Origin of the sequence: Ideonella sp. (assembly GCF_035254525.1) — a bacterium.
Lineage (GTDB): Bacteria > Pseudomonadota > Gammaproteobacteria > Burkholderiales > Burkholderiaceae_C > Ideonella.
Genome location: NZ_DATFAN010000064.1, coordinates 56917 through 76165 on the forward strand (window position 1 = coordinate 56917; position 19249 = coordinate 76165).

General features: G+C 72.3%; 14 protein-coding genes. All 14 read right to left on the reverse strand.

The window, feature by feature from the left end; all coding sequences use genetic code 11:
* Nucleotides 1-2196, reverse strand: coding sequence for a hypothetical protein (locus VJ693_RS06280; protein ID WP_324152656.1), 2196 nt, complete (start codon nt 2194-2196; stop codon nt 1-3).
* Nucleotides 2193-5384 (reverse strand): putative baseplate assembly protein, encoded by a 3192-nt coding sequence (locus VJ693_RS06285; protein ID WP_324152657.1) that lies wholly within the window; start codon nt 5382-5384, stop codon nt 2193-2195. The genes VJ693_RS06280 and VJ693_RS06285 overlap by 4 nt, the downstream gene beginning before the upstream one ends.
* A complete protein-coding gene (locus tag VJ693_RS06290; protein ID WP_324152658.1) occupies nt 5384-7993 on the reverse strand; it encodes a putative baseplate assembly protein in 2610 nt (869 codons plus the stop codon). The genes VJ693_RS06285 and VJ693_RS06290 overlap by 1 nt, the downstream gene beginning before the upstream one ends.
* Nucleotides 7994-8013: 20 nt before the next feature.
* Complete coding sequence (locus VJ693_RS06295; RefSeq protein WP_324152659.1) at nt 8014-8370, reverse strand: GPW/gp25 family protein; 357 nt, start codon at nt 8368-8370, stop codon at nt 8014-8016.
* A 22-nt stretch (nt 8371-8392) separates the two neighbouring features.
* On the reverse strand, nt 8393-8740 hold the full coding sequence (locus tag VJ693_RS06300) for a hypothetical protein (protein ID WP_324152660.1): 348 nt from the start codon (nt 8738-8740) through the stop codon (nt 8393-8395).
* Nucleotides 8741-8753: 13 nt separating this feature from the next.
* On the reverse strand, nt 8754-9290 hold the full coding sequence (locus VJ693_RS06305) for a phage baseplate assembly protein V (protein ID WP_324152661.1): 537 nt from the start codon (nt 9288-9290) through the stop codon (nt 8754-8756).
* Nucleotides 9287-10414, reverse strand: coding sequence for a hypothetical protein (locus VJ693_RS06310; RefSeq protein WP_324152662.1), 1128 nt, complete (start codon nt 10412-10414; stop codon nt 9287-9289). Before VJ693_RS06310 ends, VJ693_RS06305 begins: the two co-directional genes overlap by 4 nt.
* A gap of 35 nt (nt 10415-10449) precedes the next feature.
* Nucleotides 10450-10773: a LysM domain-containing protein gene (locus tag VJ693_RS06315; protein WP_324152663.1), complete on the reverse strand. Its 324-nt coding sequence runs from the start codon at nt 10771-10773 to the stop codon at nt 10450-10452.
* A gap of 16 nt (nt 10774-10789) precedes the next feature.
* Nucleotides 10790-11443, reverse strand: coding sequence for a hypothetical protein (locus VJ693_RS06320; RefSeq protein WP_324152664.1), 654 nt, complete (start codon nt 11441-11443; stop codon nt 10790-10792).
* 12 nt (nt 11444-11455) lie between these two features.
* A complete protein-coding gene (locus VJ693_RS06325; RefSeq protein WP_324152665.1) occupies nt 11456-12301 on the reverse strand; it encodes a DUF4157 domain-containing protein in 846 nt (281 codons plus the stop codon).
* Nucleotides 12302-12323: 22 nt separating this feature from the next.
* Nucleotides 12324-15857 (reverse strand): eCIS core domain-containing protein, encoded by a 3534-nt coding sequence (locus tag VJ693_RS06330; RefSeq protein WP_324152666.1) that lies wholly within the window; start codon nt 15855-15857, stop codon nt 12324-12326.
* On the reverse strand, nt 15854-16135 hold the full coding sequence (locus VJ693_RS06335; RefSeq protein WP_324152667.1) for a hypothetical protein: 282 nt from the start codon (nt 16133-16135) through the stop codon (nt 15854-15856). The genes VJ693_RS06330 and VJ693_RS06335 overlap by 4 nt, the downstream gene beginning before the upstream one ends.
* Nucleotides 16132-18273 (reverse strand): ATP-binding protein, encoded by a 2142-nt coding sequence (locus VJ693_RS06340; RefSeq protein WP_324152668.1) that lies wholly within the window; start codon nt 18271-18273, stop codon nt 16132-16134. The genes VJ693_RS06335 and VJ693_RS06340 overlap by 4 nt, the downstream gene beginning before the upstream one ends.
* Nucleotide 18274: 1 nt before the next feature.
* On the reverse strand, nt 18275-19249 hold a 975-nt coding region (locus VJ693_RS06345), incomplete at its 5' end, for a Pvc16 family protein (RefSeq protein ID WP_324152669.1).

Consider the following 19249-nt stretch of genomic DNA (forward strand, 5'->3'; position numbering starts at 1 on the left):
TCAATTGGCGAACAGCAGGCCGACGTGCATGCCGGCCGGCGTGAACTGGGCCAGGCGCGCGCGCAGGGTGTCGGCCCGCTGCGGCTGGAACAGGCCGTGGTACACGCCCATCTCCGAGCCGTCGTCGGCGCCGCGTGCAATCTCGTCGGCGCCATGCAGGCCGAGCTGCGCATAGCCCGGCAGGCCGTAGCGATCGGCGGTGAACTGCGGGCGCAGGCGAAGCTGCTCGCTGGCGATGGCCTCGAGCAGCCGGTCGCCCTCGGGCAGGCGCTGTCGCAGCGCAGCGATCACGCCATCGGGCTGGCAGCGGTAGCGCCGCGGCGTGCGGCAGCCGCAGGGCACGTAGCAGAAGCGCATGCAGCCGAGCTGCCGCCGCGCGACGTTGACGCAGCCGGTGAACAGGCTGTTCTCGGCCAGCGCGATCGCATGCACCTCAACGATGCCGAACACCGTGGTGTTGCGCACCGTCAGCGTCGCATGGGCGATGCCGTCGCCGGGCGCGCCGAGAGCCTGGCGCTCGGCGGCGGTGGCGTCGACGATGCTGTCGTGGATCGTCAGCGCAATCGGGTCGCTGCCCACCTCGTCGTCGGCCACGCGGATGCTGCCGACGATGCTGTGCGACACGTTCACCTCGGCGCGCACGCGGTAGAGCTCGAGGCTCGGCTCGGCCGGGCGGCGCGGTGTGCAGTCGCCCTCCAGCGCCCAGCCGGGCACGAGGGTGCAGTGGCGGATGGCGACTTGCGCGCCGCAGGGGCCCGCAGCGGTGTTGCCGTCGGCGCGGCCCTGGATGTGCAGCGGCCGGCCGGTGACCAGCAGGCCGTCGAAGCTGATGCGGCTGCGTTCGCCGAGCGTGACGGTCAGCGCATCGGGCAGGTCGGTCTGCCAGTCGATCAGGCGCAGCACCGGCCGCGTGCGCTGCGCCGCGCGCAGCTGCAGCGATTGGCCGTCGGCCAGCTCGATCGCGATCGGCTCGACGAAGACCGCGCTCTGGGCCAGTTCGATCACCGCATCGTCGGGCTGGTCTTCGCGCCATCGGGCGAGCGCATCGCCGATGCGGTGGAATTCGAAGCCTTCCCCCTCGCCGACGCGGTACAGCGTGTACGGCCCGGCGGGCGAGTGCAGCGGCCGCTCGTATTCGCCGCCGCCGATGCGCGCCGGCAGCCCGTAGCGGTAGCTCACGCGCACGCCCTTGCGCGGCAGCTGCCCGGGCGGAAAGGCGATGCGGCCCAGCACCGGGTCCACCGCCACCTGGTTCGGTAGCGGCTCGTAGGCCCAGCCGCTCAGATCGGCCGGCACGATCTGCGCCACCGGCACGATGCCGCCGCCAGGCGCCCCGGCCCAGCCATCGGCACGGATCGCGAGGCTCGAGGCCTCGCCGTAGTAGGCGCCCGGGTCGGCATCGAAGGCCTGGCGGCGGATGGCCGCGGGCAGGTTCAGCTCCTCGGCGATGTGGTGGGGGTCGGTCTCGCGCTGGGGGGCGACGAACAAGGGCGCGTCCTGCCCCAGCACGCTGAAGGTGAAGCAGTGCGGCCCGACCTCCTCGATGCAGCAGGCCGGGGTGTCGGTGACCGGCAGGCTCAGCAGCCGCCAGGCGAACACGCCGACGCTCGGGATGTTGAACCAGCCCGGCGCGCGGTGCGAATCGATGCGCCGCACATCGACGCCGTGGGCGATCGAATCGAAGGGGCCGCCCAGCCGGTCCAGCGCATCCATCTCGCGCAGGTCCACCGTGCGGTGCCGTTCGAGATAGAGGTGGTTGATGTGCTGGTCACGCACCAGCAGCTGGAAGAACTCCACGGCGCGTGCCGGCCAGCCGGCCACGTCGGCCGCGAGTTGTTCCAGGATCGCCAGCGTGCCCTTGGCGCGCCGGTAGCGGATGGTGTTGGCCACCTCGCGGCGCGGCACCAGCACGCGCGGGTTCTCGCAGGCCGGGGCATCGGCCGCGGCGCCGGCGCCAGCCGCGGGCGCGTAGCCGACCAGCTCGCCGAGGTAGGGCACGGCCCAGTCCTGCGCAGTCTCGATGAACCAGTTGTCGTAGAGCTGGGCGATGTCGTCCTCGACGACGTTGACCTGCTCGGCGATCACGCGCAGCAGCGCCTTCAGCGGGTAGCCCCGGTCGGCATCGCGCATGCGGTGCACGGTGGGCAGCAGCGCGTACAGGCGGTCGGCGCGGGCGTTGTCCGTGGTGGTGTTCATGACAGAGGATTGAGGATGAGGGTGTCGGCCACACCCGGCGTGAAGATCGCCAGCTCGGCCGGGCGCAGCGCGCCGCGGTCGTTGCCGCCGGGGAAGGCGATCACGTCCGGCGGCAGGCCGCCGGCGCGCGCGCCCAGGCCGCGCAGCGCCGTCTTGCCGCGCACGACGGTCTGCACGGCGGCACTGACCTGCGCCTGCGTCACCAGGCGCCGCGTGCCGCCCTCGTCGGCCAGCTTCTCGGGCACGGTGCCGAAGGCATCGACATCCACATAGGCCACGCCGCGCACGCCCTGGATCGCGCTGATCAGCTCGGCCAGGCACACGCCCTGGCCGAGCTCGCGCCGGCCGAAGCCGAAGCGGGCCAGCAGCTCGGTGCGCACGGCGCCGGCCACCGTCTCCCAGGTGTGGTCGGGGTGCAGCGCCACGTTGGCCGACAGCACCAGCGCAAGCAGCTCGCGCGGCTGCACGCGCACCGGCAGGTCGGGGTCGCCCAGGCGGCGCAGCGCCGCGAGCAGGTTGCGATAGAGGTCGCTGGTGAGGTCGATCGGGGCATCGTCGACACCCGCGATCGTCAGGAACACCAGCTCGCGCCGGCCGTCGCTCGTGCGCGTGGCGCGGGCCTTGGCGATGCCGGCGAAGGTGCGCGCGAAATCGGCGTAGTCCTGCACCGAGACCAGCCGGTCCAGCGCCGCCACCGCCAGCGGGGCGTTCTGGCGCGCCAGGTCGCGGTCCTCGCGGCCGGCGCCGCCTGAGGCGCGCAGCGGGTTGATGACCTCCTTCACGCCCAGCGGCCGGCTGGCCAGCAGGCTGATCTGGCCGGCCTTCACGTTGCCCGGCGCGCCGATGCCGTTGCGGTAGACGGCGCGCACGTTCTGCACGCCGGTGGGCAGGCGTGCGCCGTGCTCGCCGTCGCCGAAGACGATGTGGGTGCGGCCTTCGTCGTCGGTGCGTGTGGCGTAGCCGCGGTCCTTCGGCCCCAGCCAGGCGAGCGAGGGCGTCTCGTGCCAGCGCACGTCGTCGACGTAGACGGCCAGCGTGCTCTCGGCCCCGGCGGCGGTCGGCGCCGAGACGAAGGTCAGCGGCGGCTGCTTCAGCGTGAAGGCCTGCAGCGCCTGCGTGGCATCGCCGTTGCCGAGCAGCTCGGGGCGGGTCTCGCCGTGGGTGGCACGCACCACGTTGCCGTAGACCACCACGCTGTCGCGCCGGTAGCGGAAGGCGCTGCGCGTCGCGAGCTTCAGCGTGGTGTGGATGCGGTCGCCGGCCAGGCCGGGGTCGAAGCCGTGCACCAGGCTCGCCACCATCATCAGCTCGGCGGCGCGCACGCCGCGCACGCCCTCGATGTCGGCGCGCTCGCCCTGCACGATCACCCAGCGGCCGGACTCCAGCTCCTGGTGCAGCGCGGCCAGCTCGATGCTCAGCCCATCGCCGCCGTCGTCGGGCGTGCTGCCCACGTCGTCGGTGATCGGCTCCTCGACCAGCGTCAGCGGCACGCTCTGGGCCCAGACCTGGGTGGCGCGCAGCACGTTCATGTCGTTCGCCGAGGTTCCATCGGGGTCCGGCACACTGGCCTCCCACCAGTCGCTGTCGAACTGCAGGTGGGTCGACTTGCCGCTGATGCCGTAGGCGGTGCGCGGCGTGGTCGTGGCCTGCTGGACCTGGAACACGCGGGTCAGCGGCGTGGCGCTTTCCATGCGCCGAACGAGCGCGAAGCTGCCGGCGGTGATTTCGTTGTGCGGCTGGTCGAGGAACAGGCCGTCGGTGGTTTCGCCTTGCAGCGTCCACTCCTCCCATTGGTCCTGCGGCGGCACGTTGCCGCCGGTCACGGTGACCAGGCGCGGCACGCTGGCGCCGAACAGCGAGGCGCTGGTGCGCAGCACGAACACGCCGACGAGCGCCGCGGCGGCGACGTTGACGTTGGCGCCGGTCCAGGCGCGGTAGTAGCTGTCGCGCAGCGGCGGCGCGAAGTTCAGCAGCATCTGCGGCGCAGTGTCGGCGCCGAAGGCGAAGGCGCGGCCCAGGTCGCGCCGCAGCCGCAGCGTGTTCGCGGCCTGCGCGACGCGCGGCTTGAGCAGCCCGGTGACGAACTCGTCGGGCGAGGTGGGCGGGGGCGGCGGGGGCGGCGACCCGGGCACCTCGAGCAGGTCGTCGATCTCGTGGCGCAGGCCGTCGATCAGGGCCTGCACGCCGGCGTCGATGGGGCTCTCGTGGTCGAAGCGCTGGATGTCGTCGGCCCAGTCGCGCGGCGCAGCCGCGGCAGGATCGAGCAGCGTTTCGCGCAGCACCTGGCCGGCGCCTTCGATGACGCGGCGTGTGGGCGCGTCGGCGCCAGGCAGGAAGGCTTGCATCGCCGCGACCAGCGCCACCAGCAGGCCGATGGTCAGCGCGAGCTCGGCCGGCACCGGGTCGAGGTGGATCGTCGAGCGGCCCTCGGGTGTCGGCCCCTCGGTCGAGCGGACGTGCCGCACGGCCGCGAGGCTGCCGTCGGCTGCGAACAGCAACAACAGCGGGTCGCCGGTACGCAGGCCGTTGACGCTGTCGGACACGGCGACCCGGTCAACCAGCAGCGCGGTGTCGATCGTGATGCGCTGCGGCCGCGTCATCCGCACCTGCAGGTTGTTCCACTCGCGGCGCGCGGCGAGCGGCTCGCTGGTCTCGAAGGATTGCGGTGTCTCGCCCGGCCCCGGCAGGCTCTGCGCGCGGGCACCGGCGGGGATGACGGTGGGCTCCTGCTGGTTGTCGTCCAGCGTGTAGGCGAGGTAGACGCTGGCTGCCACGCCGGGGCGCAGCGTGTAGCCCACCAGGCGCGCCAGCTCCAGCACCGAGCGGCGCTCGGTGGCGGTGCGCAGGTAGCCCTCGTTGGCGATGCGCTCCTGGTAGAACGACAGCAGGTCGGCCACGGTCGCCCAGCCATCGAGCAGCGCGATCGAGAAATCGCTGCGGTCGCGCGTGGCCAGCGACGCGAGCGGGCGGAAGGTCTGCGGGGTCTGGCCGTCGCCGGCCACGCCGTCCACCTCGGTGGTGGCGAGCGCCGCCTTCATCGTCTCGAAGAAGCTGGCCTGCGTGCCCACGCGCCAGGCCAGGCTGGGCAGGCCGGGGCGGTTGTCGATGGTGGCGGGCGTCAGCGCCTGCGTGCCCTCGCAGCAGCCGCAGGGCAGGGTGGCCGCACCGCAGTGCGAGCAGGTGTCCATCACAGCCCTCCTTCGACGGTGATCGCGATCGCGCCGCGCTCGGGGTGGTTGGGGTCGTTGGCGAGCTCGGCGATCTCGTGTGGCGCCAGCGGCAGCACGCCGTTCTCGATCTCGTGGTTGGGCGGCCGGCCCGCGCGGTGCAGCGCGAGCACCGAGACGCACATCACGCCGGGCACGCCCATCGCCGCGGCGACGATGCGCGACAGGTGAACGTTCTGGCCGAAGCCCTGCTGGTCGGGCGCGAAGAAGCCGCCGGGCTGGCCGACGAATCGCGCGAGCAGCGCGGCCCTGACGTGGCCGCGCTCGTGGCCGGGCAGCGCGCACACCTGCAGCGCCAGGGCGATCGGCACATGGGTGGCTGGCTGCACGCGCAGGTCGTGGCCCATGCGGCGCGCGCGGTACAGCGCGGCTTCGACCTCGGCGACCAGCGTGGGGTCGGCGGCATCGCGCTGCCAGGGGTCGAGTGCCACGTCGGCCTCGTACCAGCTGCCGGTCCACACCAGCGCGGCGTGGGCGCCCTGCAGCCCGGGGTTCTGCGCTGCGATGGCCGCGTAATCGTCGGCGGTGATCGCGCGCTGCAGCGTGCGGCGAAACGCCATCGGCGCGAACTCGCGCGCCTGCTCGATCGGCTCGGGGTCGGTGCCGCCCTGGGCCGGCAGCGGGTTGCTGGGGCTGAAGGCGACGCCGTCCAGCACGAGGCCGCTGACGACGATGAACGAGATCGCGCCGGCGCCGACGTTGCCGGTGCTGCCGCCGCCGACGCGGTAGTGCGCCCGCAGCACCTCGCCCGGCGGCGGCCGGCGGCCCAGCTCACCGTCGCCGAAGCGCAGCCAGGCGACACCCTGGTTGTCGATCTCGGCGACAACGTGGCGATCGTCGGGCCCACTGGCGAGCAGGTCGGGCTGGGCCGTCCACACCGCGCCGCCGGCGTCATGAGTCGACGACGGGCCGCTCCCGAGTCGACTCACCCCCTCGGGGGGCGGCCGACGCTCGTCGTCGGCCTGGGGGCTCTGTTCAACCAGCCACAGCGCGGGCGACGCTGCGCGCGGGTCCTGCGCCAGCGAGGCGCTGGCCGGGCGGGCCGCTTCGGAGGCGACTTCGGCATGGGCCAGCGGCGCGCCGGCCAGGCGGGGGCGGAAGGGCAGCGCACGCCGCGTGACCTCGGACGGTTCGCCCTCGCAATCGCAGCAGGCCGCGCCGTTGATCCATGGCACGGGCCCGAGCGGCTCGGCGGGCTGGCGGCGCCCGTGGTCGACCAGCACGATGTTGCCCAGCGCCATCGACACGTCGTCGAGGTAAGCGCAGGCGGGCGCCGCGCCGATGGTGGACAGGCACAGCGGGAAGGGCAGGGCATCGTCGCGGGCCCAGGCGATGTGCACGAGCGGCGTGGGACGGGTCTGCGGGATCTCGCCGCCGCCGAACGCGACCGGGTACAGCGGGTCTTCGCCCGGCGTGACTTCGGTCAGGCGCACGGCCCATCGGCGCGCGGGGTCGGCGTCGGCTTCGAGGCCGGTGCGGGCGCCCTTGAGCTCGGCGAAGATCAGCACGTCGCCCGGCGCCAGCTGCAGCGTGCGCGAGCCATCGGGCTGCCAGGTGTCGCGCAGCGTCGCGCTCGTCGCGCCGGCGTTCAGGCAGCACGAGCGCCGGCCCCAGGTGTAGAAGCCGATGCGGTTGTGCGCGGCGCGGAACACCACGGTGGCGGATGGGTCCGCCACGCAGGGCTCGAACCATTCGATCGCCGAGGGCGCCACGTCGGCAAGCTGCTCGGGCCGCAGCAGGCGTGGCACGTCCTCCAGGCCTTCGCGCCAGGGCGTGGCGAAAGCGAGCTGGGCATACGACAGTGGGGGCGTGTCGACATCCACGCCGACCTGCACCCAGGCGCGGGCGTTGCAGCCCTCGTGCAGCCGGTAGTCGACCAGCCGCGCATGCCGGCGCACGGAGACGCGCTGGCGCGCCGTGCCGAGGTAGGCCTCGGTGCCCACGGCGTCCTGGTAGTAGCTCAAGTGGTCGCCGACGTAGGCCAGCAGCTCGACCAGCGTGATGCCGAGGTCGGGCACGTGGCGCTCGCGCCAGCCGGGCACGAGCAGCGCCAGGCGATCGAGGATCAGCTGGCGCAGCGTCTCGTAGTCCTTGGCCAGGTAGTTCGGCCGCGGCTCGTCCAGCGCGGTGGGCGCGCAATCGCAGGCCGGGCGGCAATCGACGTCGCTCGCGCAGTCGATGCGGAAGTGGAAGTCGGCTGCGGCGTAGTGCGGGTCGACACCCTCGATGTCGACCAGCCGCAGCGTGTAGCGCGCGTGGTCGCCCTCGCGGTCGAGGCGGATCAGCAGGCAGTCGTCGCGCTCGGGGTCGGGGTCGACCAGCGGGTCGGCGTCGAGGATGCGCAGGCCGGTGATCACGTCGCCGCCGTCGATCGCCAGGTGGCGCGGCAGGTCGGGCGCATCGGCGGCCAGCTCGGGCGGCAGCTTGCCGAGGAACCAGGCGCGCAGCGTCTTGGGGTCGTCGCCGATCTCGACGTAGTCCAGCCCGTTGCGGCCGGCGGCCTGGCGCACGGCCTGGCGGCGCGTGTCGGCCAGGCAGGTGGTGATGAGGCTGGTGGTGGCGTGGTCCATCGCGGCTCCCGCACTCGGTTCTAAAGGCCGCGGCCGAAGCGGGCCGTGCGCGATTCGCCGGTGGCCTTGATGCTGTAGGCCAGGTCGATGGTCAGCCGCGCGTCGTCGGCCGTCACCGCGAGATCACCCACGTCGATCACGTCGCCCAGCCAGGTCTGCAGCGCGGCTTGCAGCGTGAACTGCACGGTGGCCGCCAGCTCGGGGCTGTTGGGCGCGAAGACGAGCTGCAGCGCGCCGCTGCCGAATTCGGGCCGGTTCACCCGCTCGCCGTGGTTGGTGAAGATGAGCTGCTCGATCATGTCGCGCACGTGCTCGTCGAGCCCCGCGGTGGCGGTGCGGCCGCGGGCGTCGAAGTGCAGCGGGAAGTCGATGTCCATGGGTGCTCCTCGGCTCGTGGGCTCAGGTGGCGATCACGCGCGGCTGCACGAAGGCCACCATCGGCGGGCCATTGGGGATCTGCTCGGGGCTCAGGCACAGCCCGGGGCCGGTGCCCGGCGCGGGCTGCAGCAGGGGCGGCTGGCCCATCACCAGCACGCGCGCGGCGGGCATCAGCCACTTGATGGTCAGGCAGGGCTGCGGCTTCGGGCCGGGGATCGTGAACGGGCAGCCGGTGACGAGCATCTGGCTGGCCAGCGTGGCCACCGGCTGGCCGCCGACCAGCACACGCGGCTGCACCGGCGGGATCTGCGTCGGGATGCCGTGGGTGCAGTTGACGACCGCACCGGTGTGGAGGAGGAAGCCGGGCATCGCGGTGGCTTCCTCAGGTGACAGTCAGCGCGCCGAGGTTGAAGTCGATGGTCGGCCCGACCATCGTCATCGTGGCGCCCTTGCCGTTGGAGATGTAGATGCCCGAGTCGTTGACGACGATCATCGCCCCGGTCGTGCTCTTCAGGATGATGCCGCCGGTCACCGGCGAGGGCGGCATGTCGCTGATCAGCAGCATGTGCTGCAGCAGCGACTGGATGCAGATGTTCGGGTCCGCCGGGTTGCCGGCCAGCGCGAGCGGCGGCACGTCGCCGCTGGCGACGCGGCAGCCGGTCCAGATCGGCCGGTCGGGGTCGCCGTTCTCGAACTCGACCCAGACGCCGGCGCCGATGGGCGGCACCATGTACACGCCCATCGGCGGCCCGGGCGGCCCGCCCAGCGGCGTGCAGGCTTCGCACCAGCTCGACGGCACGGGGCCCAGCACATCGGGCACGAAGCAGCTGATGCGGCCGCGCAGCTCGGGGTCGACGTTGATCGCCACCGTGCCGCGGTACTTGCCCCAGAACTTGCGCTCGCCGGAACTTTCACTCATACCAGCACCTTTGGCGTGTTCGAGATCAGCCCGTCACGGCTGAGTTCGAAGCTCTGCTTGAACTCGCCGCGCTTGAGGTTGTGGGTGACGCTGTTGACGTAGTACATGCCGTCGTAGGCCAGCCCGCCGCCGCGCACGCCGACCAGCATGCGGTTGCGCAGCACGCGGCCGTAGCGCAGCACGTCGAGCGAGCCGGTGACGCTGATCGCGTCCGACGAGCGGGCGAGGATGCCCAGCACCCGGTTGATCACGCTGGGCATCTGCTCCTTGGTCATGTAATCGGGGAACTCGACCTTGGCCGGCAGCGTCGGCCGCGCGCCCAGCGGCGGCTTGAACAGGTTGATGTTGGGCACCGGCACGACGATGGGCACGCGGTTCTTCACTGGGTCGAAGATCGTCACCACGACCACCTTCTTCGCCAGCCCGTCGAGGCTGAAATTGAGCGACTCGACATTGGTGTGCGCATCCATGTTCACGCCCAGCGCGCGCTGCGGCACGGGGATGCGGATGTCCGGCCCCCAGTAGGCGATGCTCTGGCCGGGCAGCGGCCCGGGCTCGACATAGAACACGTAGCCGCACTCGTCGGCCAGGGTCTTCAGGTACTGCAGGTCGGTGCCCTTGTGCGTGGGCACCTCCTTGGTCGGGATCGGCACGTCGTCGATGAACGGCGGGATCGCCAGCGGCACGATGCCGAAGGCCGCGTACTTGGCGAGGATGGCGTAGACCCGCGCGATCGAGGGCATGGCCGGGTAGCGCATGAAGGGCATCTCGACCACGTCCATCAGCACGCTCAGGTCCTCGCCGGTGATGGTCAGCGTCGACTGGCCGGGCTCGCTGCTCGGGGCCAGGTCCTGCCGGGTGACGATGCCGTCCATCAGCACGTGCGGCATGCCGCCCAGCGTGACGGCGATCACCACGCGGGTCGACATCGGGTCGAAGAAGCCGGCCGGCAGCATGGTGGTCAGCAGCGGCGAGGTCTTGCCGACCGCGAAGCTGATCTGGAAGCCGCTCTTGTCCTTGCCGTTGGTGATCTGCACCGACTGCACGGCGTCGACCACGGCCTTCGGCGCCGGCACCGGCAGCACGGGGCCGATCATCAGCGTGAGGTGGATGCCTTGCAGCATGGCGTGGTGTCTGTCGGCTTGCCTGGTGGTGGCCTTCAGGCCAGCGGCGCCCCCGGGATGCCCTCGGGCAGCGTGATGCGCAGCCGGCGGCCGACTTCGGCCGTGAGCTCCTCGGGCCGCATCGCGTCGTTCGCGTCGCAGATGCGCCAGAAGGCCAGCGGGTCGCCCAATTCGGCGGCGGCGATCAGGTCGAGGCGCTCGCCGGCCTGCACCGCGTGGGTGGTCAGCGTGGCGAAGCGGCTGACCGGCGGCACGAAGCGCCGCGCGAGGTAGACGAGGTTCGAGCCGTCGGCGGTCTCGAGGGTCTTGACCGGCGTGTCGTAGTAGCGGCTGGTGGGCGAGAAGCTGAAGTTGGCCATGGTGATGCCCTTCGGTTCACGGGATGCCGTTGATGCCCAGGCTGGCGAAGCTGCCGCCCGCGGCGCGGCTGGCGAGCTGCTCCTTGCCCTGCAGGTAGGTCATGAACAGGTTGCCGCCCTTGGCGTCGAAGCCCAGGTCGTCGACCGTCAGCACGCGCAGGCCCAGGCTGACCCGCGCCCGCGTCGGGTTGAGCTGGGCATCGAAAGCTTCCTCGGTGATCGACAACTCGGTGATGCGCACCGGCACGATGCGCTTCGGGCCGAAGACGAACAGCGGCAGCGGCGCCAGCGCCGGCGCGATCTCGAGCGAGCCCGCCGAGGCCTCGGCGTTGGCCGCGAGCAGCGCGGCACTGCGCGGATAGACCATGGTCTCGAGCGCCGCCAGCTGCGGGTGCAGGCCGGCCTCGTTGGTGGGGCCGTCGTTGGCTTCCATCGCATCGGTCGCGTCGATCTCGACCTCGACCTTGATGGTCTCCACCGGCGGGCCCTTGAGCCGCAGCGCCTCGACGTGATCGCCGCTGACCTGCCCCACGCCCTTGACCTGCAGGCTGCGCGTCAGCGTGTCGGGGTTGTATTGCAGCGCGATGATGCGCAGCACCGCGCCCGTGGTCGGGTCGGTCAGCACGATGCCGCCGCGCAGCAGGCGAGGGGAGCCGGGAAAGGCGCTCATGGGCAGGCGATCTCAGAACTTCCAGGTCTTGGACAGGATCGGCGTCTGGAAGCCACCCGGATGGGCCAGCTGCCAGTTGCGGTTCATGCGGTCCCACGCGTTGGGGTTCTCGCGGCCGAGCTGGTCGTCGAGCTGGCGCCCGATGCCGAGGTTGACGATGTCGTCGCGCGTCAGCGTGCCGAGCTTGTAGTCGAGCTTGAAGTTGGGCCCGATGCCGAACAGCGCGAGCTGCTCGGCGATGCGGCGCGATTCCTGCTCGATCGAATCGGCGTCGCGCAACGACATGCGCTGGCCGCGGGTGGTGAAGGGCTCGCGCAGCTTGAGCCAATCCAGCGGCCCGGGCGTGTTCAGCTTGAAGCGCGGCATCGGCCCGCCGGGTGTCCACGGCTTGTCCTGCTTGTCGTCGACCGGGTCGCGGTAGATGCCGGGGTCGGCCCCGCCAAGCGAAGCGGGGTCGACCCGGCCGCCTTCGGCCACCGTGTTCGCCGCGCGCCGCGCGTGGTGCTCGGCCGCGGTGGGGGCGCCGCCGCCCTGGCGCTGCTGGGCCACGTGGGCCAGCTCGTGGGCCAGCAGCGTGCCGCCGGCACTCGACGCCGGCGCGTAGCGGCCCGGGCCGAATGCGATGTCGTCACCCTGGGTGACGGCCTTGGCGCCCATCGCACCGGCCAGGGTTTGTGCGGCGGCGTCGGTGTGCACACGCACCTGCGAGAAATCCTGGCCGAAGGACGCCGCATAGCGGCTCTGCTCGGGTGCCGCCAACGGGCGTCCCGACCCCAGGGCCGAACGCAGTGGCGAGGCCTTGGCCACGCGGGGCGTGGCGGTGTGCAGGCGGGTGGCGGGGGCGTATGACGAACCCATGGTGTTTCCTCGTCCTGGCCTCTCAGGGCAGCTTGGTGGGCACCTGGCCGGTGGTGGAAAGCAACTGGAACCAGCGGTGCAGGCGCGGGTGGGTCTGCAGCATCCAGCTCGGGTTGTTCTGGAACATGTCGAAGGCGTCTTCGAAGAACTCCTTGGCCGGGTGGCGCTGCGCGTAGGCGGTGAAGGGCGCGATGCCTTCCTTCTTGACGAAGCTGTTGAAGGCGGCCTGCGCGCCGGTCTTGCCGGCGATGACGTGCCCGAACTCGTGCAGCACGATGTGCGTATCGGCGCGGTTGACGCGCTGCGCGTCGCCGCGGAAGTCGAACTGCTGGCCGGTGCGCAGCAGGCCGTCGTAGTAGACGATGCTGCGGGCGCTGCCGTTGGTGTAGGTCTTGCCGCCGTAGCCCTGTTTGGTGCCGTCGGGCAGGGTCTCCTCGTCGGGCGTGCCATCGGCCTTGAGCGCCTTGGCCTGCCGGCCCAGGCGCACCTGATGCATCAGCGTGACCAGCGGGTCGCTGAGCGTCTGCAGCCCGCGCTCGACGTGCTTGAGCTCGTTGGGCTGGAAGTCCTTGGTGCCGGCCGTCGACGCGGCGGCCTGCTTGTGGGTCGTCTTCAGGCGCGAGGCGAGGGGGCCGGCCGTCAGCGGGAAGATCTTGTACTGCTTCTCGAACCAGCCTGGCGTGCCCGCCTCGGCCTGCATCACCTTGTTGGCCGACTGCTGCACCTCGGGCACCGTGCTGCCCTCGGGCTTGAGCGCGAGGTAGCGCTTGCCGAGCCAGGTCTTCAGCTCCGGCGCGGTGGCGCTGTGGGCATCGAAGCCCTCGACCCGCGCGACGTCGAGGGCATCGGGGTCGAGCTTGGGCGATTGGCCCTCGACGCCGATGCGCTGCATGTCCACCTCGTTGTCGTTGCGGAAGTAGAACTTGTAGAAGACACGCCGCTTGGCCGAGGGGATCGGCACGATCGCATCGACCTCGACGTTGCGGCTGCCGGTGACGTTGAAGTAGTTGACGATCGAGAGCTTGACGGCCGCCTGCTCGTCCTGCGGCACCGGGCTCAGATCCACGTGGCCCAGCGTGTCGCCCTTCTTCGACGGCGTGCTCTGCGCGTCGTTGATCAACAGGTCGCCGTAGTCGCGTTGGCGGTAGTCGGTGGGCAGCCGCGCCTCGGGCAGGCGGCCCTCGGCGAGGAGCTCGATCTCGAGCTGGCTGGTGGCGCCCTTGGCGTCCTTCACGCCGCGGATGCGCAGCGTGGCCTCGTGCGGCCGGGCCGTGCCCTTGGGTGGCGAACGCGTCTGCAGGATCAGGTCGAAGCGTCCACTGGCCTGCGAGACCGCGAAGGCGACCTGGCGCTTTTCGTCGGGGTGCTGCTTCCAGAACGGGTCGACACCGTGCTCGAAGCCCAGCTCGGTGTCGAACGACAGCGTGGGTTCCTTGAAGGCCAGCGGCAGGTCTTTGGCCGGCGTGGCGATGCGGCCGGGACGCTCGAGCACGAAGTGGATGTCGACCTTGTCCTTCGCCGCGCCGGGCGCACGCGGGGTGAAGTCGAAGCGGTACAGCAGCGCCGCGGCCCGCTCGGCGTTGGCCGGGATCACCACCTGCGTCGAGCTGGCCCCGGTCAGCGGCAGCGAGGGCGTGGCCTGGGCGAGCGCGGCGTAGACGGCGTCACGCTCCTCGGCGGATTTGCCCAGGCGGTCGGTGTACGGTGTCACGTCCAGCGTGCGCCACACGCGCTGCTCCCAGTAGCTGAGCTTCTCGATGTTCGCCACGTGCTCGGGGGTGATGTTCATGACCCCGCGCTCGACGCCGGCCACCGGGTCGGGCATCAGCAGCAGGTCGATGTAGCGCTGCACCGCCGGGTCGGCGACGATGGCCTGGTAGCCGCGCAGGTCGGCGCGGCCGAGCGAGCCCAGCCATTCGGTGAAATCCGGGTCGAGCAGGTCTTCGCCGCTGACCAGGCCGCTGTCGCGCCGGAAGTCGGTGCGAAAGCGCGGCCGGCGCGCGAGCACGGAACGGCCGCTGCCAAGGCCACCACCGGGCCCGTTGCCGGTCTGCTGCACGACGTGGGCCAACTCGTGGGCCAGCAGCTGGCGGCCGGATTCGCTCGCCGGCTCGTAGGCGCCGTGACCGAAGACCACGTGGCGGTCGACGGTGTAGGCCAGCGCATCGACCGACAGCGCCGAGCGCGCCGCCTGGTCGCCAACGTGAATACGCACGTCGCCGAAATCGCGGCCGAAGCGTGGCTCCATGAAGGCGCGGGTCGCCTCGTCGAGCGGGCGGCCCGGGGTGTCGAGCACCTGGTGGACGAGGTCGGGCGCGGGCGCTTCGGCGGCGGCGCTGCCGGCGGCCGGGTCTTCGCGCCGCTGCATCAGCGACTGCTCGTCCTCGCCTTCTTCCCACGGCAGCCAGTCGGCGCCGGCGAGGTCGGGCGCGCCGACCTTGCCCTTGCCTTCCCTGGCGGGGGCCTTGGCCGGCGCCTTGATACCGGCCTCGCCGCAGTCCTTGATGATGTCGGCCGACGGGTGCTTGGCCTGGCCGACCTCGGGCAAGCTGGTCTCCGTGATGAAGGCACGGACAAACCCGCAGTCGTCGCTGCGCGGCTCGCGCGTGACGGGCTTCGGCTCATGCCACTTCTGCCGGTCGCGCACCAGGGTCTTGCGGGTCAGGCACACGAACTTGTCGAACCAGTCGTCGGGGTGAACGCCCACCGCCTTCTTCAAGGCGTTCTCGGCCGCCGCCTGGTTGGCGAAGCGGCGCTTGCCGGCCAGTGCGTTCACCGCGCTGGCATAGCGCTTGAGCGACAGGTCGAAGGCGAGCTGGAAGTCCAGGCAGTGGTCCTGCTCACCCTCGCGGATCTTGTCGGCACCCTTGGCCGTGATGGTCCAACGTATCGGGAGCTTGCCCGAGGGGCAGGGGTGGCGGCCGTCACTGTTGACGAAATGCGCCACGCCCTCGACAAAGGTATCGGCGGTCGTGAAGACCGATGGAATCGGGGGCAGCGCCGCGGTGGTGGGCTGGATCTGCACGCCGCCCCTGACGGCTTTCGTGGCGACGGCGGGGACGGTGGCCGCGCTGGCGGTGAGCGTGGTCAGGCCGAAGTCGCCGGTCGAGGTGCCGGGCTGCTTCAGGTAATCGACCCGTTTCAGGCCCTTGGGGTCGCAGGTCGGCGCAGGCGCGGTGCCGCTGGTGCCAGCGGCTTCGCCGCCCTCGGCGGGCGCGGGCTTGGGCTCGCCTTCCGTGGGCGCCTTGGGTGGGGTGTCGGGCGCCGGCCCGTCGCGTTGCACGGTGGCCGGGGCGCGCGAGATCGCGGGTGCCGGGCGCTCGCCGCGCAGCACCCGTTCGGCGGTCTGGTCGGCCTCGCGTTCGAGCGGGTCGTCGGTGCGGCCGATGCGCAGCTTGGCCTGCACGGCCGGCTGCCGCTTCTTGCTGCACTCGGGGCAGGCGCCGCCGAACAGTGTGCTGCGGGTGCCGCAGGTGCAGCGGCGCTGCAGCAGGCCGCTGCGCGTCGCTGGCGCCGAGGCTGACGCCGGCCTGTGCACGGTGCGTGACGTGGTCATGGCAGCAGCCCGGCGTGCACCGAGCGGGCGAGGTCGCGGCCGAGTCGTGCGGCACCTTGCCCGGCGCCCACGTGCAGGTCACCGGCGCGCAGGTGGTCCGTGGTGCCGGCCGTGGCCAGGCGCTCGGCCGCGCCGGGCAGGCTCAACAGCGCCGCCAGTTCGCCCTGCAATGCCGCCTGCAGCACGGTGCGCGCGCGGGCATCCAGCGCCAGGCCGCCGAGCGCCGCCGGGTCGATCACCAGGCGCTCGATGTGGATGCGTACCGGCGCGGCGTTCACCGGAACTCCCCTTCGTTGACCGGCTTGTCGAGCTTGCGCAGCTCGCGGCGCACGGCCGCCAGCAGGGTCGCCTGCGTCACCGGCCGGCCCTGCGCCGCGGCCTCGAAGGCGGCGTTCAGCGCGGCGCTGTGGATGTTGCCGCCGCTGAAGTTGAAGCGCGCCAGGCGGGCGAAGTCGATCGTCTCGGCGCGCGGCACGGCCGCCGGCAGCGCCTGCTGCCACATGCGCTGCCGCTCGGTTGGGCCCGGGTACGGGAAGTTCAGCACGAAGCGCAGCCGGCGCATGAAGGCCAGGTCCAGCGCGCTCTTCATGTTGGTGGCCAGGATCGCCAGCCCCGAGAACGACTCCATGCGCTGCAGCAGGTAGTTGACCTCGATGTTGGCGTAGCGGTCGTGGCTGTCCTTGACCTCGCTGCGCTTGCCGAACAGCGCATCGGCCTCGTCGAACAGCAGGATCGCGCCGCCCTGCTCGGCGGCGTCGAACAGGCGGCGCAGGTTCTTCTCGGTCTCGCCGATGTACTTGCTGACCACGGCCGACAGGTCGATGCGGTACAGCGCCAGCTTCAGCTCGTTGGCGATGACCTCGGCGGCCATGGTCTTGCCGGTGCCGCTCTCGCCGGCGAACAGCGCGCTGATGCCCAGGCCGCGGTTCATCTTGCGTGCATAACCCCATTCCTCCTGGACGCGGTAGCGCTGGCGCACCTGCTCGGCGATGCGGTGCAGCAGCTGCATCGTTTCGTCGGACAGCACCAGGTCGGCCCAGGTGGCGCGCGCGTCGATGCGCTGCGCGAGCTGGTCCAGCCGCGGGCGGGTGTGCAGGCAGCAGGCGGCCCAGAGGCGATCGAATACGCCCGCACCCGCGCCGTCCGCGCCGGCGCTCGCCAGCCGCACGGCCCGGTCGATGTCGCGCTGCGCCAGGTCGAACTGGCCGGCCAGTGCGGCGGCGCCCTGCGCCGCGTCGCCGGCACCGAGCAGGGGTTGGAGTGCCCCCCGCCAGGCGGCGAATTGCTCGGCTGCGGTGGGCCGGCCGATCTCGACCGCGATGGCGTTCTTCAACGGCTTCGCCGGCGGCTCGCGCAGGCCGACGAAGAGCAGGCCGAGCGGCCGCCCGACGAAGGCGTGGAAGGCCCCCGACACCTCGGCGGGCGCGGCGTCCAGCTCGTCGGCGTCGAGGTAGAGCGCGATCGGCAGCAGCAGGCATTCGCGCTGCCACAGGCGCGCCAGGTGCTCGATGTCGCCCCGCGCGGTGGGCAGCGTGTCGAGCGACAGGCGATAGAGGTGGCGGCCCAGCGCGGCGCCGACGGCGCGGGCCACGTCGAGCTTGCTGGCCGCGTCGCGCCCGAGCAGGGCCACCAGCGGCACGCCGGCCTGCTGGTCCAGTGCCTGCAACTGCTGCACCGTCTGTTCGGCGGCGGCCTGTTGCGACGGCGCGAGCCGCGGGCCATCGGCCTCGGGGTCGTCGATCTGCAGCAGCGTGGCCAGGCGCTCATCGGGCGCGTTCAGGCCCTTCAGGTAGTGCACGATGCGCTCGTCGGCGCGCAGCGCGGCGGCGGTCAGCGGCGTGGCCCCCGGCTGGCTGACATCGAGCAGGTAGGCGTAGCGCAGCGGCCGGTGCGGCGACAGCGCCTCCCAGCTCGGCTCGTCGAACAGCTGCAGCGCGAGCGCAAAGCTCGGCGCACCGGACGAACCCGCGCCCGGCACGGCCGCGATCAGCGAGCCGATGGATGGGTCCAGCTCGACGGCCGCGCACAGCAGCAGCGTGTCGGCCTCGAAATCGCTCAGCCCCAGGCGCTGCGCGAGCGTCAGCAGGGCCGGCGGCGGCTCGCAGCGCGCGGCGTCGGCGCGCCGCGCCGCGGCCTCGTCCAGGGCCTGCGGGGGCGGGGCGATCGCGGGCAGAGAGGTGCCCGCCGCGGCATTCACCGGCGACGCGGCCGGCGCGACCGTGGCTTGGCCGAAGGCGAACCACGCGCGCTTGCCGGCGGCTGCCTCGGGCACCGGGGCCGCGGCCACCAGCGGGGCGGGCGGTGCGGGCGGCGCACCGGCCCCGCTGTCCGCCAGCCGCCGCAGCTTCAGGCGCAGCCATTGCAGCGACGCCGCCAGGTAGCGGTTGTTGTCGTCGAGCCAGGTGTCGGGGCCCATCTCAAGCCACCTTCAGCATCTGGGCAGGGTCGAACTCGGGGCGCGGTGGGGTGCCGGCCAGCCGCACCGGCAGGCTGTCGATGCCGTCGACGCGCAGGCGCAGCACGTAGCTGCCCGCGGCCTGCCCCGGCACGCTGAAATGCAGGCGGCTGGGCTGCGTCGGGTCGCCCGGGGTGTCGATGCTCTCGGGCAGCAGCTCGCCGCCGGCCAGCAGCAGGCGCACGCCGGCGTGCTGCAGCGGCCGCAGCCGCGGCACGCAGTCGACCACGAGGTCGATCGCGCTGCCGGGCCCGGCGGCGAGCGGCGAGGCGGTGATGCGCGGGGCCAGCGCGATCGGCACGGCGTTGGTCGACCAGGTGGCCTGGCCGGCCTGCGCGATGCGGATCGAGACCGCGTAGACGCCGATGCCCCAGTCGGCCATCGCCGCGCTGTCTTCGGCCGGCGTGGGCAGGTGGGTGCGTCGCTCGCTTGCCGATGCGCTTGCCGTGAGCGGGCGCTCGAGCGTGATGTCCAGCCGCCCGCAGTCGAACACGGCGCTCAGCGTGGCCTCGCGCTGCAGGCCGCTGCCGGCGAGCAGCGCGTCGTCGCCGAGCTGCAGCGCCGGCCACAGCGGTGACAGCGCATTGCGCACTGCCTGCAGCACCGGCGGCGGCGCGGCTTGCGCACTGGGCCCGCGGTCGTTCGCGCCGCGCTGCAGCACCGGCAGCGGCGCGCACACCGGCCCGTTGGCCTGGATCAGCACCACCGAGACGATGTAGGCCATCGACGGGCGCCAGCGTGCCTGCATCGCCGTCCACAGCTTCGACAGCTCGTCGGCGCCGAGGTAGTTCGGCGCGATCTTGATCAGCTCGAGCTGGTCGGCCAGGTCCTCGGCCGACAGCGTGCCGAAGATGCCGGGCACGGTGTTGCCGTTCACCGGCGAGGGCGGGCCGAGCACGGTGCGCAGCTGCTCGCGCGTCAGCATCGGCGTCTCGTG